The sequence below is a fragment of the Bradyrhizobium algeriense genome (assembly GCF_003062295.1).
Classification (GTDB): domain Bacteria; phylum Pseudomonadota; class Alphaproteobacteria; order Rhizobiales; family Xanthobacteraceae; genus Bradyrhizobium; species Bradyrhizobium algeriense.
In genome coordinates, this window is sequence record NZ_PYCN01000022.1 from 43538 (window position 1) to 67808 (window position 24271).

General features: G+C 64.3%; 19 protein-coding genes and 2 pseudogenes. 13 read left to right on the forward strand and 8 right to left on the reverse strand.

Annotated features, from left to right (window positions below):
* The first annotated feature begins 70 nt into the window (after positions 1-70).
* The 3 genes and pseudogenes from C7G61_RS30745 to ggt all read left to right on the forward strand — a co-directional run bounded on the left by C7G61_RS30745 (position 71) and on the right by ggt (position 3917).
* Positions 71-2047, forward strand: coding sequence for a primary-amine oxidase (locus tag C7G61_RS30745; RefSeq protein ID WP_108520917.1), 1977 nt, complete (start codon positions 71-73; stop codon positions 2045-2047).
* A gap of 45 nt (positions 2048-2092) precedes the next feature.
* Positions 2093-2230, forward strand: a pseudogene (locus tag C7G61_RS30750) (twin-arginine translocation signal domain-containing protein); the annotation flags it as partial.
* Positions 2231-2294: 64 nt separating this feature from the next.
* Positions 2295-3917, forward strand: a complete 1623-nt coding sequence (gene ggt, locus C7G61_RS30755) for a gamma-glutamyltransferase (protein WP_108520921.1) — start codon at positions 2295-2297, stop codon at positions 3915-3917.
* 505 nt (positions 3918-4422) lie between these two features.
* On the opposite strand, the pseudogene C7G61_RS47535 reads toward ggt, so the two are convergent.
* A pseudogene (locus C7G61_RS47535) lies at positions 4423-4923 on the reverse strand (adenylate/guanylate cyclase domain-containing protein); the annotation flags it as partial.
* A gap of 225 nt (positions 4924-5148) precedes the next feature.
* Between C7G61_RS47535 and C7G61_RS30765 the strand changes: the two are divergent.
* Complete coding sequence (locus C7G61_RS30765) at positions 5149-5955, forward strand: MBL fold metallo-hydrolase (protein WP_108520924.1); 807 nt, start codon at positions 5149-5151, stop codon at positions 5953-5955.
* A gap of 112 nt (positions 5956-6067) precedes the next feature.
* Here the strand turns inward: C7G61_RS30765 and C7G61_RS30770 are convergent, their stop codons facing one another.
* The 4 genes from C7G61_RS30770 to C7G61_RS44100 form a co-directional block, all read right to left on the reverse strand.
* Positions 6068-7156 (reverse strand): 2Fe-2S iron-sulfur cluster-binding protein, encoded by a 1089-nt coding sequence (locus C7G61_RS30770; protein WP_108520926.1) that lies wholly within the window; start codon positions 7154-7156, stop codon positions 6068-6070.
* Positions 7157-9043: an ethylbenzene dehydrogenase-related protein gene (locus C7G61_RS30775; RefSeq protein WP_108520929.1), complete on the reverse strand. Its 1887-nt coding sequence runs from the start codon at positions 9041-9043 to the stop codon at positions 7157-7159.
* 256 nt (positions 9044-9299) lie between these two features.
* Positions 9300-10376: a hypothetical protein gene (locus tag C7G61_RS30780; RefSeq protein WP_145963710.1), complete on the reverse strand. Its 1077-nt coding sequence runs from the start codon at positions 10374-10376 to the stop codon at positions 9300-9302.
* Between the two features lie 13 nt (positions 10377-10389).
* Positions 10390-10614 (reverse strand): hypothetical protein, encoded by a 225-nt coding sequence (locus C7G61_RS44100; protein ID WP_145963711.1) that lies wholly within the window; start codon positions 10612-10614, stop codon positions 10390-10392.
* A 343-nt stretch (positions 10615-10957) separates the two neighbouring features.
* On the opposite strand from C7G61_RS44100, the gene C7G61_RS30785 reads away from it, so the two are divergent.
* The 4 genes from C7G61_RS30785 to C7G61_RS30800 all read left to right on the forward strand — a co-directional run bounded on the left by C7G61_RS30785 (position 10958) and on the right by C7G61_RS30800 (position 17858).
* Positions 10958-12673, forward strand: coding sequence for a type I secretion system permease/ATPase (locus C7G61_RS30785; protein ID WP_108521088.1), 1716 nt, complete (start codon positions 10958-10960; stop codon positions 12671-12673).
* On the forward strand, positions 12670-14655 hold the full coding sequence (locus tag C7G61_RS30790) for an HlyD family type I secretion periplasmic adaptor subunit (RefSeq protein WP_108520934.1): 1986 nt from the start codon (positions 12670-12672) through the stop codon (positions 14653-14655). Before C7G61_RS30785 ends, C7G61_RS30790 begins: the two co-directional genes overlap by 4 nt.
* Before the next feature lie 103 nt (positions 14656-14758).
* Entirely contained in the window at positions 14759-16627 is a 1869-nt protein-coding gene (htpG, locus tag C7G61_RS30795; protein ID WP_108520935.1) for a molecular chaperone HtpG, read from the forward strand.
* Between the two features lie 76 nt (positions 16628-16703).
* A complete protein-coding gene (locus C7G61_RS30800) occupies positions 16704-17858 on the forward strand; it encodes a DUF3095 domain-containing protein (RefSeq protein ID WP_108520937.1) in 1155 nt (384 codons plus the stop codon).
* Positions 17859-18078: 220 nt separating this feature from the next.
* Here the strand turns inward: C7G61_RS30800 and C7G61_RS30805 are convergent, their stop codons facing one another.
* The 3 genes from C7G61_RS30805 to C7G61_RS30815 form a co-directional block, all read right to left on the reverse strand.
* The gene (locus tag C7G61_RS30805) at positions 18079-18522 is read right to left on the reverse strand and encodes a DUF2147 domain-containing protein (protein ID WP_108520940.1); all 444 of its coding nucleotides are present in this window, start codon (positions 18520-18522) and stop codon (positions 18079-18081) included.
* 75 nt (positions 18523-18597) lie between these two features.
* On the reverse strand, positions 18598-19983 hold the full coding sequence (locus tag C7G61_RS30810; protein ID WP_108520942.1) for an MATE family efflux transporter: 1386 nt from the start codon (positions 19981-19983) through the stop codon (positions 18598-18600).
* A gap of 84 nt (positions 19984-20067) precedes the next feature.
* Complete coding sequence (locus C7G61_RS30815) at positions 20068-20622, reverse strand: GNAT family N-acetyltransferase (protein WP_108520944.1); 555 nt, start codon at positions 20620-20622, stop codon at positions 20068-20070.
* A 179-nt stretch (positions 20623-20801) separates the two neighbouring features.
* On the opposite strand from C7G61_RS30815, the gene C7G61_RS30820 reads away from it, so the two are divergent.
* The 5 genes from C7G61_RS30820 (at position 20802) to C7G61_RS30845 (ending at position 24188) form a co-directional block, all read left to right on the forward strand.
* The gene (locus C7G61_RS30820; RefSeq protein ID WP_108520946.1) at positions 20802-21398 is read left to right on the forward strand and encodes a superoxide dismutase; all 597 of its coding nucleotides are present in this window, start codon (positions 20802-20804) and stop codon (positions 21396-21398) included.
* Between the two features lie 256 nt (positions 21399-21654).
* On the forward strand, positions 21655-22029 hold the full coding sequence (gene crcB / locus C7G61_RS30830) for a fluoride efflux transporter CrcB (protein ID WP_108521090.1): 375 nt from the start codon (positions 21655-21657) through the stop codon (positions 22027-22029).
* Positions 22030-22168: 139 nt separating this feature from the next.
* Positions 22169-22771 (forward strand): permease, encoded by a 603-nt coding sequence (locus C7G61_RS30835; protein ID WP_108520951.1) that lies wholly within the window; start codon positions 22169-22171, stop codon positions 22769-22771.
* The gene (locus tag C7G61_RS30840) at positions 22768-23271 is read left to right on the forward strand and encodes a hypothetical protein (protein ID WP_108520953.1); all 504 of its coding nucleotides are present in this window, start codon (positions 22768-22770) and stop codon (positions 23269-23271) included. The genes C7G61_RS30835 and C7G61_RS30840 overlap by 4 nt, the downstream gene beginning before the upstream one ends.
* Before the next feature lie 143 nt (positions 23272-23414).
* Entirely contained in the window at positions 23415-24188 is a 774-nt protein-coding gene (locus C7G61_RS30845; protein WP_108520955.1) for an outer membrane protein, read from the forward strand.
* Positions 24189-24271: the final 83 nt, after the last annotated feature.

Genomic DNA, 24271 nt, shown 5'->3' on the forward strand with positions numbered 1-24271 from the left:
AGGTTCATTCAAGACGCAGCGGCTCGGGCCGCCGTAGCCTGCGGCCAAATTCTGGAGAATTCGGTCCGATATGGTACGCACAAAGCCATCCGCCGGCACAGATGCCGGCCATCCGCTCGATCCGCTCAGCGAGACCGAAGTCGCGCTGGCGTCCGAAGTATTGAGGACGGAAAAGCGGCTCGGCCCGCACGCGCGATTTACGCACGTGCAGCTCGAAGAGCCGGCCAAGTCCGACGTCCTCGAATGGAAGCCATCTGCCGGGCTGCGGCGGCGGGCCGCTGTCACCCTGTTCGACAGCAAGACCGGCGCGACGCATGTCGCGACGTTAGATCTCGATTCCAAGCGCGTGACGGCGTGGCGCGAGTATCCGACCAAGCTCCATCCCTACGGCCAGCCCCCGATCACGATCGAGGAAGTGTTCAAGGTCGGCGACATCGTCAAGGCCGACGCGGACTGGCGGCGTGCGATGAAGCGGCGGGGCCTGAAGGATGAGGACATCGAGCTGGTTCAGGTCGACCCGTTTTCGGCCGGCTATTTCGACCGCGAGGTGGAGAAGGGTCGCAGGCTGGTCAGCGCCGTTTCCTATTGGCGGAAGGACCTCAAGGACAACGGCTATGCGCACCCGATCGAAGGCGTGGTCGCGCTCGTCGACCTGATCGAGAACAGGATCGTCCATCTGGTCGATGAGCCCGACGTGATTCCGATCCCGAAGAAATCGCGCAACTATGACCGGGCATCGATCCCGCAGACGCGCAAGGACGTGAAGCCGCTGGATGTGGTGCAAAAGGACGGCCCGAGCTTTTCGGTCGAGGGTTGGAAGGTCTGTTGGCAGAACTGGTCGTTCCGTGTCGGCTGGACCGCGCGCGAGGGTCTCGTGCTGCACCAGATCTCGTTTCGCGATCGTGAGCGCGAACGGCCGATCATCTACCGGGCCAGCGTCACCGACATGATCGTTCCCTATGCCGATCCGACCGCCAATCATTTCTGGAAATGCGCGTTCGACGCCGGGGAGTATGGACTGGGCAAGCTCGCCAACGCACTCGAACTCGGCTGCGACTGCCTCGGCCATATCCATTATTTCGATGTGCCGGTCGCCGACGATTACGGCAAGCCATCCGTGATGAAGAACGCGATCTGCTTGCACGAAGAGGATTACGGGATCCTCTGGAAGCACTACGAATTCCGCAATGAGACCTTCGAGGTGCGGCGGTCACGTCGGCTCGTCATCTCGTTCTTCACCACCGTCGGAAACTACGATTACGGATTCTTCTGGTATTTCTACCAGGACGGTACCATTCAGCTCGAGGTCAAGCTCACCGGCATCATCCAGACGGCGGCGATCGCGCCGGGTAATCCCTATCCGTGGGGCGGCATGGTCGCTGAAGATCTCGGCGGTCCGACCCACCAGCATTTCTTCAATGCCCGCCTCCACATGATGCTGGATGGTGAGGGCAATAGCGTCACCGAGCACGAGTTCCACCCGCGGCCATGGGGGACGGACAATCCCTACGGCAACGTCTTCGATACGACGTCGCGCCTTCTCGCGCGCGAACGCGACGCGGTCCGCGAGGCCGACGGCCGGACGGGACGCTACTGGAAGATCACCAATCCCAATCATAAGAACAGCGTCGGCGGCCCGACGGCCTACAAGCTCCTGGCGCACAGCGCGCCCGTGATGCTCGCGCAGGAGGGCTGCTACATGACCTCGCGCGGCGGCTTTGCGACCAAGCACATCTGGGTGACGCGCTACGCGCCCGACGAGCGTTATGCGAGCGGCGAATTCCCGAACCAGCATGCCGGGGGTGACGGTCTGCCGAAATATGTTGCGAAAAACCGTTCGATCGAAAACCAGGATATCGTCGTCTGGCACAGTTTCGGGGCCACGCATGTCTGCCGTCCCGAAGATTTTCCGGTGATGCCGGTCGAGTATGTCGGCTTCACGCTGAAGCCGAACGGCTTCTTTGCCGAGAATCCGGCGATGGATCTGCCGCCCGACCGAAACAGCGCGAGCCGCGATAACAGGGACAAGGATTCGTGCTGCGGATGAAGGCCCGCCATCAGCTTTTCGTTTCATCGAACAAGGAGACTGACCATGAATCGCAGGAAGCTCCTCAAGGTCGCAGGTGCGGCCGTTGCCTCTACCGCAATCAGCGCGCCCGCCATCGCCCAATCGGCCCCCGCCGTGCGCTGGCGTCTCACGACGTCCTTCCCCAAGAGGCTCGATACGCTACGACAATTACATGATCAGGCGGATCCGCGCCTGATCGGCGTCTGAGCAGATTCGGGGGCTTGAATTGGACATTCGTACCGGCCGGCCCGTCGCGCTTTCCTCGAATGGCATGGTGACGTCGCCGCATTCGCTCGCCTCCGCGGCCGGCCTTGACGTGCTGCGCGCCGGCGGCTCCGCCATCGACGCAGCGATCGCGGCCAGCGCGGTGCTGTCGGTTGTCTATCCGCACATGACCGGTCTCGGTGGCGATGCGTTCTGGCTCGTTCATGACGGCGCGAGCGGCGAGATTCGCTCCCTCAACGGCGGCGGCAAGGCGGCGAAGGGCGCCACGCTGTCGTCCTTTGAAGCGTGCGGGCTGAATGAAATCCCGCTGCGGGGCATCGTGCCGGCGACCTTGACGGTGCCGGGTGGAGTTGCGAGCTGGATCGAGGCGCACGATGCCTATGGAAGGCTTCCGCTGCGGCGCGTGCTGGAAAGCGCCATCCGGTATGCAAGCGACGGCTTTCCGGTCACCGGCCGCCTTGCAAGCTTCATCGAGATGATGCGCGATGATCTGGTGCGGCATCAAGCGGCCGCAGCGCTTTTCTTTGCCGATGGGGCGGCAGTGCGGTCGGGCGCGAAGCTTGCCAACGCAAACCTGGCGCGCACGTTGCAATCGATCGCGGATGACGGGTGGTCCGGCTTTTATGAAGGGCCGGTCGCCGCCGAGATGGCGCGGTTCTCCAAGGAAAACGGCGGCCTGTTTCGCCTTGCCGATTTCGGCCGGCAAAGGGCCGTCTGGGCCGCTCCCCTTGTTGGCCGCTACCGCGACGTTACGGTCTTCAACACGCCGCCGCCGACGCAGGGTTTTACCGTGCTCGAAATGTTCAATCTCGTCGAGCCCCACCAACTGCACCGAAAGGATTTCCTCGGGCCCGACCAGGTCCATTTGCTGGTACAGGCCAAGCAGATCGCCTACCACGACCGCGACCAGGTGCTCGCCGATCCCGCGTTTGCCGATGTGCCGGTCGAGCGGCTGATATCGAAAGAATACGCGGCCGAGCGCGGCCGGCTGATCGACGCGAGGTCGGCATTGAAATGGGACATGGTGCCGTCGTTCGGCAGCCTGTCCGGCGATACGGTCTATGTCGCCGCCGTCGATCGCGACGGCAATGCGGCGTCGCTGATTCAAAGCCTGTATGGCGCCTTCGGCTCCTGCGTGGTTGCGGGAGACACCGGCGTCATCCTGCAAAACCGCGGCGCCTATTTCTCGCTCGACCGCAATCACCCCAATCGCCTCGAACCCGGCAAGATCCCGCTGCATACGCTGATCGCCTCGATGGCCAAGCGCGACGGCAAGCTCTGGAGCGTGCTCGGCTGCATGGGGGCGGATGGCCAGCCGCAAATCCAGATGCAGCTCTATTCGGCGATGATCGATTTCGGCCTCGACATTCAGGAGGCCATCGAGATGCCGCGGTTTCTTTCCGGCCGCTTTGCCCTCGGCGAAGCGCGCGACACGCTGCATATCGAGAGCCGCTTCCCCGAAGCTACGATCGACGCGCTCGCGCAACGCGGCCACGCGATCAACCGCTGGGACGCCTGGAACGAAATGGCCGGTCACGCGCACGGCATCACCATCGACCGGCGGAACGGCACATTGAGCGGCGGCTCGGATCCGCGCAGCGATGGGGCGGCGATCGGGTATTAGGTCATCGGGTATCAGGTCAATGGATCAACGGCCCGCTCAGTCGGGCAGGCCATTGGACGGAACGCGAAGGCAGGCGTCGATCTCAATCAAGATCGCCTTTCATGCATGCGGTGATAAAGTCTGTCCTTCCGCGCGATTCATTGCTGCCCCACCCGCGTTGAGCCGCAAGATCCTTGCAGGATTGAAAGGAACGCTTTGTAACCTCCGCTTCGTTTTTAGTCGAACTGGTGCGGCGGACGGCTGGGACGGGCGCTGACGATGCCGGAGGTGATGATGATGATGCCGGAGGTGGGGTCGTCGACACCGGCGGCAATGCTGCGGCAGTCGTTGGGCTCGACGAAGCCTTGCCGTCGGGCTTCTGGGTTACAGACAAGAAAGCAAAAGCCGCAGTGCATAGCGCGACGGCGCCGATGAGTGCGACCGAAAGCCACTTGGCCGATTTTGCGCTTGCCGGAGCGGCAGTCGCCTGCGACGCCCCAGAAGATCGGCCATCGTCCCACGTCACCACGACAAAGGCATGAACCGGCGCCGGAATATTCTTCACCTTCCGCGCGCCGATGTCGATAAATCGCGCGGACAGCTTGCCGGTCACTTGCTCATGCACGGCGCGTGAAATACAGATACCGCCAACTTCGGCCAGGCCTTCGAGGCGTGCGGCAATATTGACGCCATCGCCGAGCAGATCGCCCTCGCGCTCCACCACGTCGCCGATACCAATGCCGATGCGATAGCTCATCTGCCGGCTGGCCGGATAAGCGAGGTTCCGCGTGCGCAGGCTTTCCTGGATATCGATGGCGCAGCGTACCGCTTCGACCGCGCTGGGGAATTCTGCAAGAACGGCATCGCCCGCGGTATTGAAAATGCGGCCGCCCGCTATCGCAATGAAGTCGTCAATGGTGGTTCGACAGGACGCCATTCGCCGCAGCGTCTCTTCTTCGTCATCGGCGACCAACCTGCCGTAGTCGGCGATGTGGGCTACCAGAATTGCGGCGATCTTGCGCCTCATGAAGATGGCATCCCGCATAAATCGGTCGCAGCAAAATGCTCCCAGGTTAGGACAACCAGGACGATTAAAATCCGGTCGGCGTCAAGCGAAGCCTATCCGCCGGCCATTCAGGCCGCAATACCCAAACTTCCCGTAACGTGCCAGAATCCTTGACATTTGAACCGATTGGTCGTGCGGTCGCGGGTTCTGTCGCAGCCCGAACGCGCCTCGAATAGGAGCAACGCCATGCCGCTGTGGACGTGCGAACAATGTGGTGCCCAGTTTCCCGAAAGCGCTGCGCCGCCGCGGGCCTGCCCGGTTTGCGAGGACGAGCGGCAATTTGTGAACTGGAAGGGCCAGGCGTGGCTCACGCGCGAGGAATTGGCGAAACGTTACAAGCTCGTCTGGCGTGACGACCTCGACATTCCCGGCATCAGCATGCAGCCGGGTTTTGCGATCGGGCAGCGCGCGCTGCTGGTGCCCGAGGCCGATGGATGCGTAATGTGGGATTGTGTGCCGCTGGCCACCCGCGAAGCCATCGACTATGTCCGCGCGCTCGGCGGCCTGAAGGCGATTGCCGTCTCGCACCCGCATTACTATGGCGCGGTCGCCGATTGGAGCGAAGCGTTCGGCGGCGCGCCGGTCTATCTGCATGGCGACGATCGCGCTTTCGTCACACGGCCGCACCCGGCCATCGTGCCATGGACCGGCGACAACCACAGGCTCTCCGACGACATTGTTCTGGTGCGAACCGGCGGACATTTCGCCGGCGGCACGATCCTGCACTGGCGCGCGGGCGCGGAGGGCAGGGGTGCATTACTTACTGGCGATGTCGCGATGGTGGCGATGGACCGCCGCTCGCTCAGCTTCATGTACAGCTTTCCGAACTACATTCCGCTCAATGCGTCGGCCGTGCGGCGGATCTGGGCTGCGGTCGAGCCGCTGGCGTTCGACCGCATCTATGGCGCATGGTGGGGCCGCAACATCGCCGACAATGCAAAGGCGGCGTTCGAGATGTCCGTCCAGCGCTATATCGCGGCGATCTCCGGCTGAGGAATAGGGCAAGCTCGACTGCGCCGCGCGGCAAGCGGTGTCGTCGATCATCGCAGACACCGGATGCGAGAGCCTGCTGGCTCCCGCAGCCGCAGCATGGACCATGAACCAGCTAGCGGTTGCCGGCGCCGACCGCGGCTACGCCTCGCGTCATCGGCGCCGCCTTTCGCGCCGGCTGCGGCGGAATAGTCCCGCTTTTGGGCTCGTTGAGCCAGCCGCTGAGGCGCGACATCAACCCTGATTGTTCGACCGTCCGCGGTTCCTGCACGAAGGGGTCGGTGTAGCACCTTGCGCCCGCAGCCTTGGCAATCCGCGCCACTGCGTCGGTCATCGCCGGCGCGCCCGCGGTATAGACCACGTCGTCCGGCGACAGCTTTGGCAAATGATCGGTCGGCCGGCCGCTCTGAATCGCGTGCGAGATTTGCTGCGGCTCCGACACCATCGGGATCAGCCTGACATTGGGAAACAGCGCCAGGCGGCACAGCGCGGCATGCATGTAGAGCGAACGGATGCTGCGGGCTTGCACGATGAAGACCATTTCGCGCTGCGGCTGCTCCATGATCGCGGCGACCGCGACCGACCACATCGGGGCGAAGCCGGTACCGCTGGCGACGAGAACGATGCGGCCTGCATGGCCTTGCCTGAAAAAGGCGCGGCCATACGGTCCCGTCAGCTTGACGCGGTGCCCGGGGCGGATTTCCTGGCCGAGCGCCGAGGATACCAGCCCGTCCGTAACCTTTCGGATGTGAAAGTGCAGCATGTGATCGTGGGGGGCGCCTTCCAGCGGAAAAGTCGGGCTGTAGGACCTCGCCGGAAAGCCCTGAAACTGCAGCTTGCAATATTGGCCGGGAAGATAATCGAGCGGCTTCGGCAGTTCGATGTCGACGCCCACCACGTCGGGCGCGAGCTGGACGGTCTGCGCCACTTCCGCCGACAGCGCCACCGGTTCGGGAGCGGCCTCGATCGCAATCTCGAGATCGGAAACGATCCGGGCCTGGCAGGCATGGATCATGTCGTCGCCGCGGCTGTGGCCGCCGAACACCTGGCCGTCGACCAGGCGCACGCGGCAGGCGCCGCAGATTCCGGCGCGGCAATCGTGCGGAAGATCGACGCCGTTCATCAATGCCCAATCGAGCAGAAGCTCGCCGCGATTCGCCAGAAACGGCTCGTCGTTGATCGTGACTTTGCAAATCTTTGACATTTATTCCACCTCGATACGAATCGGCCGAACGTGCCGTGTATGTCTGATCTGGCTGTGGTCGAAAGCGGCGACCCGCATGAAGACGCCGGTCTTGATCGGCACGTCAAACTGGCTTGTGGTGTCGAGCCGGCGTCGCACCTCGAGCGCCCAGAGGCCGGAGGCCCAGCGGGCTGCGCATCGAACATCGGCGCGATCGCCGGAAAATTCGCCGCCCACGATGACGCCCGGGATCACGGTTCCGGTCGGGATGCGGGCGTCGACATCGGTCGAATAGGCAACTGAATCCTTCTCGGGCATGAACCAGCGCGCGCCGTCGCTCTCGCCATGATTGGGATCGAGGTCGATATCGCCCATCGCGTCCGTCGTGGCGGCGACGACTTTGGGCAGGCGCAGCGGGGCGATCAAGCGGCTGCGGCGCGGGCCGCCTGACATGTCGGCCTCGATGGTGAAGTTGTCCCGGTAGTTTGCCGTTCCAGGGTCGGCTGCGAAGCCGCCCTTGTAGGGAACGACGTTGGCCGCCTGCATCGGGGTCGGATTCAACGGAGGCCCGAAATGGGCGTCGTCCATCCATCCGGTCGCGCCGCTTGTGGCCTTCCACTGCCAGACGTCGGCGTAGCCGGACGCCGTGTAATGCAGTCCACGGCCGCTCATGGTGGCCGGCGCGCCGGCAACCGGCTGCGGCCCAGGATGAAAGGTTCGGCCGCCGGCCAGCGTGACATCCGATGTGGTCAGCAGCACCGAAAACTTGTCTTCGTTGTATTGATGCTCGTCGCCGAGCTGAAAGCCGGAATGAAGCAGATGCCATCCATCGGCTTCCTTGACGAGCGGCAGGTGCTTCAGCGAACGCGTCGAATCCTGCCAAGTGAAGAGGAAGTACGCATAGGTGCCGTCATGCACCGCGCGGACCTCGATTCTGGCTTCGCCTTTGCCGTCGAAGTTTCCGCCTTCTCCGGTCAGCAACGAAAACGGCTTGACGCCACGCCAGGCCCGATCGGACGTGTCGCCGTCGAGGACCGGTGCGTCGGCGGCGCCGATGCGGCGAATCTGCACACTGTCCACCGCCAGCCGGTCGGTGGCTACGATGAGCGAGGCGCCAGTGATCGCGGCGGCGGCCGCGACCACGAACGCATTGGCCTGCAGGGTCGGGTTTCGCGATCGCGCAGGCCCGGCCGGGGGGCGGGGCGCCGGATCCGGCTCAGCCGTTCGATCGCGGCGCATCTCTGCGCGCGGCTGCAGCGGGTGGGACGAGGCATCGGGCGGCGCGTCCGGGTTTTCAGGTCCTTGCGAACGCGCCGACTGCTCGGCCAGCATGCCCAGCAGTTCGACGGCATCGAGCCGCGGCGGCGGCGCAGGCAGCGGGGCGGGACGAAAAATGCGCAGCAGTTGCGAAGCCCCGCCGCTTTTGAACTGGGTCAAGACATGCAGGACGACAAAGGCGAGGATCACCCAGGTCCCGACCCAGTGCAGCATCGCAACGTCATAGCCGGAGTAGAAACCGAAATAGAGCGCGCCGCCGCTGACCAATAGCCCGGCCATCGTGACAAAGAAAATCCAGTACATCAGGGCGATCACGGCGCTCAACCTCGCCTGCCCGCGGCCGACAAACAGCCCGCGCAGGCGAACTTTGTCGAGCTGGACGCGGCGGCCGAGTCCGGAGCGGAGCATATAAACGATGTAGCCGATCGCCACCGCGACCAGGACGATGGCGGCCTGCATATGGGCGATCCATACGCTGTCACGCGGCAGAACGGCATCGAACCAGTTGATCCAGGTACGGTCGGGTGTTTCGGTCGCGATACGCAAGCCGGTAACGAGCGCAACGGCGAAGGCTGCCACGAACGTCCAGTGTAGAATGATGGTCCCATAGTCCGTCTTACGCTGCCTCACGCATACGCCCCGCTACTTCACTTCCGAGGCAGCAACCGCGCCGATTTCCTCCAACCGCCGATGTCGCCGCCGTACTAATGATGGTCCCCAGAGCCGTCATTGAGGCCATCGTCTAAAGATTTGCGGCGCAGGCCGGCTAAAACCTGTTCTCTGCGCCCGCTGCGTGCGCCGGATCGGCGAACGCGTTCTTTGCTCGATGTATCGGCCTCCAGCATCCCCGGGACTTGGGGACGGCTGGAGGCCGCGCCGCGCGCCGCTATTCCCAAGTGTGATGTAAATGATGTGTCAATTCGGGCATGCCCGATTGGCTGTGATCGACGATCGTGGGGGCTTCCGTCGTAACAATGGTGACCGGCACATCGCCGGTCGCGATGGTAGAAACTGGCGGCGAGGCCTGGGTTTCGCTGGCGCTGACGATGTTGACGGCCTGCTGTCCTGGCGGGTTCGGCGGGCCCTGCGCAGTCATGCTTGCCAGATCGATATCGCCCGTAACGATATCGGTGATATCGCCACTGATGTGCTGTGCCGCACCAAGAGGGGCCTCCCCCTTGTTGATATGGCTGAGTTCGAGCTGGATCTGCTGCACGATCTCGTCGGCATCGTCGACGGTCAACCCAACGAACAGGTCAGGGTTTGCAGCTATCAACGCTTCCATCTCCGCTATCGCAGCATCGAGGTTCTCGTCGATCTGCGCCGTGTTTTCGGCGTCGCCGGCCTCCGCCAGATGGGTGGTCTCCGCCGAATTGGCGTCCGGCGCGGTGGCCTCCGTCTTGTCAGCGGGGACATCCTCGCGCGCCGGGATTGGTTCGGTTACCCCGTTCTGCGTCCCCGGATTCGCCAGCACGGGATCGGTATTGACGGTGTTGAGAATACTGAGATGGCTGGCGCGGAGCGCTTGTTCTGCGCCGGGCGCGCCTCCTCCACTCACCGAGGCGTTGGCTGCCGAGATGGCGGTGGTGATGTCGGACAAGATCGCCTGAACATGGCCGAGCGCGGCGCCGGAAAACTGCCCCGCATTGATCCCGGCCAGCAATCCGCTGTGTGCCGCCGCGAGATCGTTCGTATGGGGCGTCACGCTTCCGGATACCTTGCCGCCCTCCTCGGGGCCGTTCTGCCAAACGTCGCCGACCAGCGACCGCGTCGTACCGTTGAAGGTCGTGCCGAGGTCGAGAAGATTTGGAGGGGTTGAGGAGCCGGGCGCATGCCTGGCAGGCAGCGTTTCGTCGGGAGGGGGCACGGCGGACGGCGATTCCGGAGCGGCTTGCTGACTCACGACCTCATCGATCGGCAAATCGGCGTCGCGAAGATACTCCTTGTCAGCGAAGCCCGCCATCATTCGTCCCCTGCTATTCACTCAGTTTCATGACATATGGGCGCAATCCTCCGCCAGAAAGCAGGATGTGCGCACGATGAAGGATCACGGAGCTTCGTGGCGTCATTCGGCCGACACAGCGACCAATGAGCGCCGAAGCAAGGTTATAGACGGACGAATCCATGACGCCCGCCGCGCCGAAAAACGGCGAATTAGACGCGCTCGAAAGAGGGATATCGCAGCCCATGTCGGCGTCCATCGCGCAAATCCGAGACGCTGTCCCTCCCGTGCCGGAATATTGCTCGGCCGCGCACACACCGGACAGGCGACAACGAGGCCTTTGCCACCGTTCTACCCACGAGCGAACTTGAACAATCGGCATTCGTCGCATTCTCGCCGAAAAATGGTCTGCATCGCGCGTCAAGGAGACTTGCAGGGAGACCCGCTTGAGCGGGTCGAAGGGCAGTTCAATGAGTATCGCTCAGGGTCAGGCACAGAGCCGAGCGCGCGCAGCGCCGCCGCCCCGCGCAATTTCCGGCCTGTTGTCGACGCTGGCTGCCGACGATCCCGTCGCGACCGCGATGCGCGCGAGCGCGCGCCGCATGATCGGCGTCGCCGTCTTCAGCGGCGTCATCAACATTCTGATGCTGTCAGGCTCGCTTTATATGTTGCAGGTGTACGATCGGGTGATTCCGAGCCGTAACCTCGCGACCCTGTTCGGCCTGTCCTTGATGGTGCTGATCGCCTACCTGGTGCAGGGATATTTCGATGCGATGCGGTCGCGGATGCTTTGCCGGATCGCAACGTTGTTCGATGGCGCGCTGCAGGGGTCGATCCATTCGGCGCTCGCCACCTTGCCGCTGCGCGGGGTGAAGCCGGTTCTGATGCAGCAGCCGCTGCGCGATCTCGATCAGGTGCGCACCTTCATGTCGGGCATGGGGCCGACGGCGTTTCTGGACATGCCGTGGATCCCCGTCTTTCTGATCGGGCTGTTTCTGTTTCACCCGCTGATCGGCTTCACGGCGCTGCTTGGCACCGCGGCGATCGTTGCCATGACACTGGTGACCGAGCGGATCTCGCGTGGCGCGACCAAGGCTGCCATGGACTTGAACGCGCAGCGGCAGGTGCTGGCGGATGCGACGCAGCGCAACGCGGAAATCGTGCGCGCCCTCGGCATGACGGATCGATTGACGGCGCGCTGGTCGCAGGCCAACGAGCGCTACCTGCAGGAAAACATCCGCGCGACCGACGTCTATGCCAATCTCGGTTCGGCCGCGAAGGTGCTGCGCTACATCCTGCAATCGGGAATGCTGGGCATCGGCGCCTATCTCGTCATCGCCGACAAGGCGTCGGGCGGCATCATGATCGCGTCCTCGATCCTGATGGGGCGCGCGCTTGCGCCTGTCGAAATCGCGCTCGGCACCTGGAAGCAACTGGCCGCCGCCCGCCAGGGCCTCACGCGTCTGCGCGACATCTTAAAGGCGACCGCACAGCCTCCGGCGCCGCCGGTCATGCTGCCGCGTCCCGTCCGCGAATTGTCCGTGCAGAATCTCGCGGTGGCAGCACCGGGCTTCGACATGCCGATCGTGTCGGGTGTCACGTTTTCGCTCAAGGCCGGCTCCGGGCTGGCGCTGTTGGGCGCGAGCGCGTCGGGCAAGACCTCGCTCTCGAAGGCGCTGGTCGGAATCTGGCCGGCGCATCGGGGCGCCGTGCGGCTCGACGGCGCGTCGCTCGATCAATGGCGCAACGAAGATCTCGGCCGGCACATCGGCTATCTCCCGCAGGATGTCGGCCTGTTCGACGGTACCGTGGCGGAGAACATCTGCCGCTTCGACGAACACGCGAGTTCGGATGCCATCCTGAAGGCCGCGCAGATCGCAGGTGTCCATGACATCATCCTGCGCCTGCCGGAGGGCTATGCGACGCGAATAGGGCAGGGCGGCATGTCGCTGTCGGCCGGCCAGAAGCAGCGGGTAGGGCTGGCGCGGGCGGTGTTCGGCGATCCCTTCCTGCTCGTGCTCGACGAACCCAACGCCAATCTGGATGCCGACGGCGAGAATGCCTTGACGCGCGCTATCGGGATCATGCGTCAGAACAAATCCATCGTCGTCGTCATCTCGCATCGCCCGAGCGCGCTCTCCGCGCTTGATATGACGATGGTGCTCTACGAAGGCAAGGCGATCGCGTTCGGCCCGAGCGCAGAAGTGTTCGCTCGCGTCCGCAACGCTGGCGGCAAGGGGCCGCCGGGATCGCCGCAGTCTCCGCCGCAGGCCAAGGCAGAACAGCGCGCATCGCTTGCCGAGAGTGTTTCATCATGAAGGGTTTTGACCACGTGCATGCCGATGAAAGAGTTGCGCGCCAGCGGTTCGGCGGAACGGATGACGACGTCGCGGCGCCGCAAGGCCAGGCGCTGATCCTCGAACTGCAACGATTGCGACAGGCTTTCGAGCAAGACCAGCGGCCGCCGCTTCGCCGCCCGGCGAATGACGAACCGGGTCCGGGCGCGCGGCGTTCGCGCCAGGCCCGGCCGAAGCGGTCGAAGAAAAAGGGCAAGATGGGACGGGTGCTGGATTGGCTCGGCCCCTTCGGATCCCAGTCCGAGGTTCTCGATCCCGAGCCTCCGGCGCCGCGGGGCAGACGCAGCGCGCGCGAGCCGCAGTTCATGGCCCCGCCACCGGCGAGCGGCATGCGCGGCCTGGCGGGCAATGCTCCCTCAAGCAATTCATGGCGGAATGAACGGCAGGCGCGCGGTCCGATCATCGCGCCCGATGATCCGTCGCTCATGAACATGCCGAGGTCGCGGCCGGAGGTTTTGTCGATCGACGACACACGGCTGCCGCCGCGCATCGAGGCTCCCCAATTGGCGCCGCCGAGCCCGGCGGGCCTGGTGCCGCGCGAACGTTCCGTGACGGGGGTCGTCCGCAATGGCCTGACCGCCGGCGTCGCATTCCTTGCCAATCGCGATGGATCGGCGGATGTGGCGGGCGCGCCCGGCGAAAGCATCGTAGTCCGGGCGGCGCGCGCCTATGAGGGCGAATTGCGCACGGGCTTGCGGGCGCTGATCGTTGTCGGCGGGTTGGCAGGCGGCTGGATGGCGCTGGTGCCGTTGTCGGGCGCCGTCGTGGTGCCGGGCAATCTGGTGGTGCAGTCCAACGTCAAGGCCATCCAGCATCCGACCGGCGGCGTGGTCGCGCAGATCCCGGTCCATAACGGCATGCGGGTCACCGCCGGCGATCTGCTGCTGCGGCTGGACGCGACGCAGGCGCAGGCCAGCCTTCAGGTGGTCAGCAAGCAGCTCGACGATATGCGGGCGAAGATCGCGCGGCTGGTAGCCGAGCGCGACGGTCAGCCCCGGCCGGCGATTCCGCCGGAAATGTCGGCGCGGCTGGACGACCCCAATGTCAAGACGCTGCTTGCTTCGGAGGCGTCGCTGTTCAGGGCGCGGGTGACGGCACGCGAGAGTCAGAAGGAGCTGCTCAAGAGCAAGGTATCGCAGCTTGGCGAGGAGATCGTGGGCCTGGAGGCGCAGGTCGCATCCAAGGCCAAGCAACTGGAACTGATCACCGGCGAACTCACGGGCGTGCAGGAGCTCTTCGACAAGCGTCTCGTGCCGATCGCGCGGCTCACCGCCTTGCAGCGCGAGAGCGCCAGGATAGAAGGTGAACGTGGCCAATTGACCTCAACCATCGCCGAGACCAAAACAAAGGTCGACGAGGCGAAGCTTCAGATGGTCAGGCTCGACCAGGATGTGCGGACGGAAGTCGTCAAGGAGCTCGGCGAGGCGCAGGGCAAGGAAGCCGAACTCAGCGAACGAAGCGTCGCAGCGCGCGACGTCCTTGAGCGCATCGAGATGCGCGCGCCGACGTCGGGTGTGATCCATCAGCTGAACGCGCACACCATCGGCGGCGTCATTCGCGCCGGTGACACCGTCATGGAGGTGGTGCCGGATTCCGATGATCTGCAGATCGAGGCGCGGTTGCAGCCGAACGACATCGACCAGGTGCGGAAAGGCCAGCAGGCATTCGTCCGCTTCTCGGCCTTCAACCAGCGGGTAACGCCGCAGCTGATCGGTCAGGTGTCGTACGTCTCGCCCGACACCACCCGCGACCAGCAGACCAGCATGTCCTATTTCACGGTCCGGATCATGCTGCCGGAAGAAGAGCGCCGGCGGCTGGCCGGGCTGCAGCTCTCTTCGGGCATGCCCGCGGAAGTGTTCATGCAGACCGGCAGCCGGACCATGCTGAGCTACCTGTTCAAGCCGATTCTGGATCAATTCCAACGCGCTTTTATCGAGCGGTAAGGGGGCGGGCACAGGCGTCTGGCGGGGCCCGGCAAAGCTTGCCACCCCGGATGGCATCGTTATATCAGGGCTTTCCTTTGGCCCTGTTCCCTGCGAGCCCCGTATGACCACCACCACTGCCCCCGAATCCCAGCCGTTCCAGGCCGAGGTCGCCGAGCTTCTGAATCTGATGGTGCACTCGGTCTATTCGGAGACCGACATCTTCCTGCGTGAGCTGATTTCAAACGCATCGGATGCCTGCGACAAGCTGCGCTATGAGGCGATATCGGCGCCTGAGCTGATCACGGACGGCGCGCCGCCCAAAATCCGCATCGCGCCGGACAAGAAGGCCAATACGCTTTCCGTCGTCGACAGCGGCATCGGCATGGACCGGCAGGAACTGATCGACAATCTCGGCACCATCGCACGCTCCGGCACAAAATCCTTTCTCTCCCGCCTGACCGAGGCCAAGGACGGCACCAATCTGATCGGCCAGTTCGGCGTCGGCTTCTATGCGGCGTTCATGGTGGCCGAGCGCATCGTCGTCACCAGCCGCCGCGCCGGTTCCGATCAAGTTTTTGTCTGGTCGTCCTCGGGCGGTAGCGGGTTTGAAATCGCGCCGGCCAGCGACGAGGAAGCCGCCCGCGTCACGCGCGGCACCGAGATCGTCCTGCATCTGAAGAAGGATGCGGCGAAATATCTCGAGACCCACGAGATCGAGCGCATCGTCCGCGCCTGGTCCGACAACATCCAGTTCCCGATCGAACTGGTGCCGGAGGAGGGCGAGCCGCGCCAGATCAACTCGGCCAGCGCGCTATGGCAGCGGCCGAAATCGGAGCTCTCGCCGGAGGACTACAAGCAGGCCTATCAACAGATCGCTGGCGCCTTCGACGAGCCGGCGATGACGCTGCACTATCGCGCCGAGGGCCGGCAGTCCTATGCGGTGCTGCTGTTCGCGCCGTCGACCAAGCCGTTCGATCTGTTCGATCAGGCGCGCAAGGGCAAGGTCAAGCTCTATGTCCGCCGTGTCTTCATCGCCGACGACGCCGATGTCTTGCCGGCTTATTTGCGCTTCATCCGCGGCGTGATCGACAGCGAGGATCTGCCGCTCAACATCTCCAGAGAGATGCTGCAGAACAATCCGCAACTCACCCAGATCCGCAAAGCCGTCACCGGCCGCGTGATATCGGAGCTGGAAAGCCTCGGCGAAAAGGAGCCGGAAGCATTCGTCAAAATCTGGGACGCGTTCGGCCCCGTGATCAAGGAAGGCATCTGGGAGGATTTTGAGCGCCGCGAGAAGTTGTTGGGCTTGTCGCGCTTCACCACGACCAAGGGCGAGAAGCGCGCGCTCAAGCAATATGTCGAAGATCTCAAGCCGAACCAGACCGACATCTATTACCTGACCGGCGAAAGCGTCGAACGGCTGAAGGCGAACCCGAAACTGGAGTCGGCAACCGCCCGCGGCATCGAGGTGCTGCTGCTGACCGATCCGGTCGATGCGTTCTGGACCTCAGGCCAGCTCGATTTCGGCGGCAAGCCGCTGAAGTCGCTGAGCCAGGGCGATATCGATTTCGCCCTGATCCCGCTATTGGATGAAAAGGCCGAGGACAAGAAGGAAGAGTCCGGCGCAGATGAAGCCACGACGATTGCGCTGATCAAGGACGCGCTCGGCGAGCGCGTCTCCGACGTGCGCGCCTCGCAGCGGCTGACGGCGAGCGCGTCGTGTTTGGTTGCCGGCGGCGACGCGCATGACCGCATGCTCGAGCGGCTGCTGGCGATGCAGAACAAGGCGCCCACCACTAGGCCGATCCTGGAGATCAACATGCGCCATCCTCTGGTCGCGGCGATCGCCGGCGACAAGGAGGCGGCCAGAGATCTGTCGTTTCTGCTGCTGGAGCAGGCGCAGATCCTCGACGGCGAGTTGCCGGAAGACCCGGCGGCGTTTGCCAGCCGGCTCAATCAGCTGGTGCTGCGGGGGCTGGCGAAGGGGTAGGACGATCTGTCGCGAACCGGATTTCAAAATCGACCGTATCTGCTGGAAAGCTGGAACCCCGGGGGGTCTCACTGCCATGACGACGCCTGACGGCACCGACATTTTCTACGGCGCGATCCCGGTCTTTCGCGGCTTTGGCAGCCTGATGGACCCGGCGATGTACTCGCCGTTGCCTGATGACTGGACCGTCGGCGTTGCCGACATCGTGGAATCGACCAAGGCGATTGCGAACCAGCGCTACAAGGCGGTCAACATGGCCGGCGCCGCCGTCATCGCGGCCGTCACCAACGCGCTTGACGGGCGTGAATTTCCGTTCGTGTTCGGCGGCGATGGCGCCAGCTTTGCGGTGTCGCCCTCAGACCTCGCGCGCGCCCGCGACGCGCTGGCGGCGACGGCGGCATGGGTCAGCCACGATCTCGATCTGGTGATGCGGGTGGCGCTGGTGCCGGTCAAGGACATCCGCGCGCAGGGCCTCGACGTCAAGGTCGCCCGCTTCGGCCCGTCGGCCAATCTGTCCTATGCGATGTTTTCCGGCGGCGGGCTTGGCTGGGCGGATGCCGCGATGAAGCGCGGCGAGTTTGCGGTGCCGGCGGCAGCGCCGGGCACGCAGCCCGATCTGTCCGGGCTTTCTTGCCGGTTCGAGGAAATTCCCTCCGCGCGCGGGCTCATTCTGTCCGTGCTGGTGGTGCCGGCCAGGGGCGCCGATCCGCATCGTTTCCGCAAGGTGATCGAGGACATCATCAGGCGGGTCGAACAGTCGCCGGATGCCGGGCGGCCGGTGCCGCCGGGCGGGCCGCCGCTGCGCTGGCCGCCGGCCGGCGTCGAGTATGAAGCGCGCGCGGCGCGCGGCGGGCCGCTGTTGAAGCGGCGCACCGTCGTGCTCGCGGTGACGCTCTGGGCCTATGTCGTGATGCGCTTCGGCATCAAGGTCGGCAATTTCGTGCCGAAGAATTATGTGCAGCAGGTGGTGGAGAATTCCGACTTCCGCAAATATGACGACGGCCTGCGGATGATCCTCGATTGCACGGAGGAGCTGGAGCGCGCGCTGGCGGAGCTTCTGGCCAATGCAGCTTCAGAGCGGATCGTGCGCTACGGCCTGCACCGGCAGGACGCGGCGATGATGACCTGCTTCACGCCCTCGGTGATGCGCAGCGATCATGTCCACTTCATCGACGGCGCCCGCGGCGGCTACGCCTCGGCGGCGACGGCGCTCAAGGCGATGGCGGCGTAGGCGGAATTTGCGGCTCGGTTATCGGTACTCTGTCTGCCGTTCGAATATGCGGCGGCACCCCCACCCCAGCCCTCCCCCGCAAGCGGGAGAGGGAGTTCTTGCCGTTGCTTGGAAAGAGCGTTGGCCGCAGAGAAAGTGCATTCCCTCTCCCGCACTTGCGGGGGAGGGTTAGGGTGGGGGCTCGCGCCGCATCGGCAGTATCGACGGTAGCGCGAAGTCCCTACCGCCCCACGCGCGTCCAGTTTTCGCCGCCGCAGAGCGCGCCGACGCAGCCTTCGACTTTCAGCGTATCCGTCCCCGTCACCGAGACGCTGCTCGCGTAGGTGCCACCGTCATCGGCGTTGTAGATCTGGCCCGACCATTTGTTGGGCGCTACCGGCTGCATGCCGCTGAACAGCGGCAGGCCGATCATCGGACGCTTCTTCAGCGCCGGATTGGGATTCTTGTCATCGACCTGGGGCTTGCCGGTTGATGGATCGATCGGGTCTTTCAACCCGACGATCACGCCGCAGATGCCGCCCCCGCATTTGCTGACTTTCACCCGCGCGTCGCCGGCCTGGGTCTGCCAGACGCCGGTCGGCTCGCCGGCGCCTTGTGCGCGAGCCGATGGGGCGGCCAGCAATGCCGTCGAGATCGCGATGATGAAAGCCGTTCTGCAAGCCATGAATCATTTCCCCAAAAAAGCAGGCCTGCATAACAACAAATCAGATTTGTGCAATGTCGGATTGCGCGAACACGATCATTTGCTCCAGCGGGTGAGGCGGATCGACAACGCCGTACCGAGGCCGTAAACGACCATCGCCGCGCCCACCAGCGCGAACAATGTCCATGCCGGCGCGCCCGCGGAGGCCAGCCACGCGCCGCCGCCGCCGACGATCAGCAATCTCGCGGTGCCGGCCATCACGGGGCCGCCGACCTTCGCAGCCCCCTGCGACGAGAAATAGAGGCAGGCGCCCATCCCGAAAAAGGCGAACGCCGGGCCTGCCCAGACCAGATAGGAAGAAGCCGCGGCGGTGACGCCGGGATCGCTGGTGAACAGCGAAACCCAGAGCGACGGCATCGCTGCGACGATCAATCCGATGGCGCCCACGGCGATGCCGGCAGCTATGCCCGCGGTCCACGCCACCTGCCGCGCGCGCGTCACCAGCCCTGCGCCAACAGCCATGCCGACCATCGGCACCGAGGCGACGCCGAAGGCGAACGCGATCGGCGTCAGCAGAAATTCCAGCCGCGAGCCCATGCCATAGCCGGCCAATGTCGCTGTGCCGTAGTCGGCCAGGATTTTGGTGAAGATCAGCACCGTCAGCACGGTCTGCAGCGGCGACAGGCAGGCCACCGCACCTACCTTAAGAATGTCGAAGAACATGTCGCGCTGGAATTTGAAGCCCTTGAAGTTCAGCGCCAGCCGGCTGCGGCCGCTGACGAGATGCCAGATCAGAAAGACCGCCCCGAGCGTGAAGGCGGTGAGCTGACCTGCGGCAACGCCAGCCATGCCGAGCCTGGGCAGGCCGAACAGCCCAAGGCCCAGCGCGCCGCCGACCGCGATCTGCACCAGCGCGGTGCCGATCAGCGTCACCGACGGAATCCGCATGTCGCCGGTGCCGCGCACCACCGAGGCCAGCGTATTGACTAGCCAGATCGCCATCGCGCCGGAGAACAGCACGTGCGAATATTGCATGGCCTGTTCGAGCACGCCGCCGCGCCCGCCGAGCAGCGTGTAGAACGCGCGGCCGAAAATCAGCATCGTAACCGTGAAAAAGATTCCGGCGCAGGCGCCGATCATTGCCGCATGCAGCGCCAGATCAGCGGCGCGGTCGCGATTCCCCGCGCCGATCGCCCGGCTGATCGCAGACGACACGCCGCCGCCCATCGCACCCGCCGACATCATTTGCGTCAGCATGACGAAGGGAAACACCAGCGCGATGCCGGCGAGCGGCTCGGTGCCGAGCCGGCCGATATAGGAAGTTTCGGCGACGGCAACCAGCGTCGTGCCCACCATGGCGATCGCATTGGGTAGCGCCAGGTTCAGCAGCGTCGGCAGGATCGGCGAGGTGAGCAGGCCGTTGATCGGCGCGGGCGGAACTGCGGTGGTAGGACGCATGTCGAGCGGGGCGTCAATGGTCATGCGTCAGATCATCCAATCGAATAAATTATGGATGACATATTATCCGGCTAGACCAGCGCAAGCCACCCGCGCCCGGTGCAGGGGTCACCACGGCAGGCCGCATAGGTCGATAATTCCGTCGCGCGGCTTTCGGGTAAAATCGAACACGAACGGCGCCATCGCCTCGAAACGAACCCGCCCCTCCGGCTGCTCGGCATAGACCTCGCCCTTGAAGGGATGCCAGCCGCGCGCTTCATAGAATGCTTCATTGTGCGGCTCGCAGAACAGCATCGCAAACCGCACCGCTTCGTGGTCGCGCATGGTCCTGATGGCGGCGTTCAGCGCCAGCGAGGCATAGCCGCGTCCCCGGCAGTCCGGGCGCGTCGAGACGCCGCCAACGCCGCCGATATGGACCTTGCGCCCGTCCCAGGTCGCGTCGCGGAAGAAGATGCCGACGTGGCAGGCAAGACCTTGGCAGGCAAGCCCCGGCTGAGCTGCGTCCTCAGGCGCGTCGATCAGCACGCGCAGATCGGCATGGGCCCATTTGACGTGACCCCACGACAGCTTTTCGACTACATCCGCCGGCCACACCGCCTGCATCAGCGGTTCGGCCCGTGGCCATGATGCGTCCCCGTTCAGAACGTCGATCTCGATGCTCATTTCATTCCTCATCGCGCCAAATCCGCGTCGGCGCCATATCCGTCATACGCTGGACGCGGAGGGGCGTTACCCAGAACCTTGGCGTTCTTGCCAAATTGCGATGTTTATGCGCATTGGAACCTTCTATAAGAGTTCCCGTTAGACCAGACCAAGTCTCCCATCAGTTCGGACATCACCCCATGACCTTCACGCTGCCCAATCTGCCCTATTCCCACGACGCCCTTGCGCCCCACATGTCCAAGGAAACGCTGGAATACCACCACGACAAGCATCACCAAGCTTACGTGACTAACGGAAACAACGCGATCAAGGGGACCGAATTCGAAGGCAAGTCCCTGGAGGAGATCGTCAAGGGTTCGTTCGGCAAGAATCCGGCCGTGTTCAACAATGCCGGCCAGCACTACAACCACCTGCATTTCTGGAACTGGATGAAGCCGAACGGCGGCGGCAGCAAGCTGCCTGGCCGTCTGGAAAAGAAGATCACCGAGGACCTCGGCGGCCTCGACAAGTTCAAGGCCGATTTCGCCGCCGCCGGCGTCGGTCAGTTCGGCTCCGGCTGGTGCTGGCTGTCGGTCAAGAACGGCAAGCTCGAAATCTCCAAGACCGCGAACGGCGAAAGCCCGCTGGTCCATGGCGCCACGCCGATCCTTGGCTGCGACGTCTGGGAGCACTCCTACTACATCGACTATCGCAACCGCCGTCCCGACTATCTGAAGGCGTTCTGCGATAACCTGATCAACTGGGACTATGTCGACGAGCTGTTCGGCAAGGTGTGACGTTACACTCCGTCATTCCGGGATGGTCCGAAGGACCAGACCCGGAATCTCGAGATTCCCCGATGCGCAATTGCGCATCTGAGGTTCGATGCTTTCGCATCGCCCCGGAATGACAGCGGAGTAAATTTCGAAGGGCGGTGGCCAGCGGCTGCCGCCCTTTTTCATTGGCGTAGCGCCGTCCCGATCCTTGCGGGGATCGCCCCGGTGCGGCACAAGCGGCATGCCGGGTGCCTTTGCTGACGTGGAAAATGCTGCGATGAGCTATTTGCTGGTCTTTGTCGGTGGCGGCCTTGGCGCGACGCTGCGCCATCTCATCAACCTCACCTGCGCCCGCTGCCTCGGCACCGGATTTCCCTGGGGCACCTTCATCATCAACATCACGGGATCGACCGCGATGGGGCTGATCGCGGGCTATCTCGCCTTCAAGGGCGAGGCGTCGCAGCCCTGGCGGCTGTTTTTGATGACCGGCATCCTCGGCGGTTACACGACGTTTTCGGCCTACTCGCTCGATGCGGCGCTGCTCTACGAACGCGGCGAACTAACATCCGCGGCGCTCTACGTCGTTGGCTCGGTGGTGCTCTCGATTGCCGGGCTGTTTGCCGGCCTTGCGCTGGTCCGCCAGTTTACGTGAACGAATGGCCCGCCGGGCAGGCAGGGCCGCGTGACGTCCTCGCATGGGCATGCCTGAGATGCGCATGGCTATCGTTGCGTCGCCACCATGGCGGGACTAAGCAGGGATGGAATAGCATCACCCCCTGAATCCATCGCCCTTGTCAGAAGATCAGATAAAAGACCCGGCGCCTGCCGATGACGCCGAGCCGAAGCCCCGGCGCGCGCGCAAGCCGGTCGGCTGGTCGATGATCGTGATCGGCGCGCTGGTCGCGGTGTGCGCAGGCCTGGTCTGGCGGCGCGACGGCATCGATGGCGTGCTCAGGATCCTCACCCATGATCTCTGGCTGTTCGGCGAGATCATCCCGCGCGTGCTGGCCGGCTGCCTGCTCGGCGGCTTCATTGCGGAAATTCTGCCGCACGACAAAGTCTCGCGAGCGCTCGGGCCGAACTCGGGCCTGAAAGGCCTTTTGATCGGAACGGCGTTCGGCGCGATCCTGCCCGGCGGTCCCTTCACCGCCTATCCAGTGGCGGCGGCGCTGCTCACGGTCGGCGCCGATTTCGGCGCCACCATCGCCATGGTCGTGAGCTGGACGCTGATCGGCTACGGCCGCGCGGTCGCCTGGGAGCTGCCGATCCTCGGCACGGAGTTCACGCTGTGGCGGATCGTGATCTCGCTGCCGATCCCGGTGCTGGCCGGCGCGCTCGGCCGCTTCGTCTTCGTGCGGATGTACCCGAAGGGCGAGCCGGAGCCGCCGGCATGACCCTCTCCGCGCTGATCATCGACATCACCCTGTGGGGCTCGGTCGCCATCCTCGGCTTCATGGCCTGGCAGCGCGGCCGCGTCGTGCTGGTGTCGTCGGTGCGCGAAGGCAGTATGGATTTCATCAACATCGTGCCGCGCATTGCGCTCGGCGTGATCGGCTCCGGCTACATCGCCGCCGTCATCCCGCCGGAAGTCATCACCGGCTGGCTCGGCCCTGATAGCGGCTGGTTCGGCGTGTTGACCGCTGTCATCGCCGGCGCAGCCACCCCCGGCGGCCCGGTGGTCGGTTTCTCGATCGGCGCGGTGGCGCTGAAGGTCGGCGGCGGCCCGCCGCAGGTGATCGCCTATGTCGTCGCCTGGGCGCTGTTCGCCTTCCAGCGCATGATCCTCTGGGAAATCCCGTTCATGCCGGCCCGCTTCGTCTGGTTTCGCGCGGCGGTGTCGCTGCCGTTTCCGTTTCTGGCCGCGGCGATCGCGATGGTGATCGGGAAGCCGTGACGTCTGAACCGAATTGGACCCATTCGGCACTGGCCGCTTCGTCCGAATCCTATCGGTAGTTGTACGGCTACAACAGCCTTTCCGGCATGAACGCCTTATAGATTGAGCATTGCTTGAGTTGGATTCACGATCAGGGGGCGTTCATGAAAAAATTCCTAAGCTGTATTGCACTAAGCATCTTCCTGCCGGCTTCGGCTATGGCGGCCGATTTGGCGGCACGGATGCCCGTCAAGGCGCCGCCGGTTGCGGCCACCATCTTCAGCTGGAGCGGGTTCTACATCGGCGGACACGCCGGCTACGCATGGGGCCGCTCGAGGACGGACGTCGGCTTGCCCGACGCGCTGGATTGCGGCGGCGGCCTGAGCTGCGAAAGCATCTCACACGATGTGAACGGCGCCTTCGGCGGCGGCTATATCGGCTACAACTGGCAGGTCAATTCGTTCGTCTTTGGCCTCGAAGCCGAAGGCGGCTATATCGGCGCCAAGAACACGGTTTTCTCGGTGATCGCGCCGGACCACCGCTTCGAGACCAGCTACGGCGCCTATGGCGCCTTCACCGGCCGGCTCGGCGTCGCCGTCGACCGCGCGCTGTTGTACGCCAAGGGCGGCCTCGCCGTGGCCCGCATCAAGAACGAAGCGCTGGATGACGTCGGAGCCTTTGTTCCTTCTCCCGATCCGGAGCATATCGGCCGTAGCGACTCCACGCGGCTCGGCTGGGCCGTCGGCGGCGGCATGGAATATGCGCTCACCAACAACTGGATCATCCGAGGCGAATATCTCTACATGCAGTTCGAGAACAAGACGGTCTTCGATCTCGGCGATGGCAGCGGCGGCGTTCCGCCGGCGACGCAGCCGAGCCCGTATACCTTCCACGACCATCTGCACACTGCGCGCGTCGGATTGGCCTACAAGTTCTGAGTTTCCGTAGCTGCGCGCCACGGCGCGATGCGTCGAGCTTGAATCGAGAAGCCCCGGGCGCAAGCTCGGGGTTTTTCGTGTGG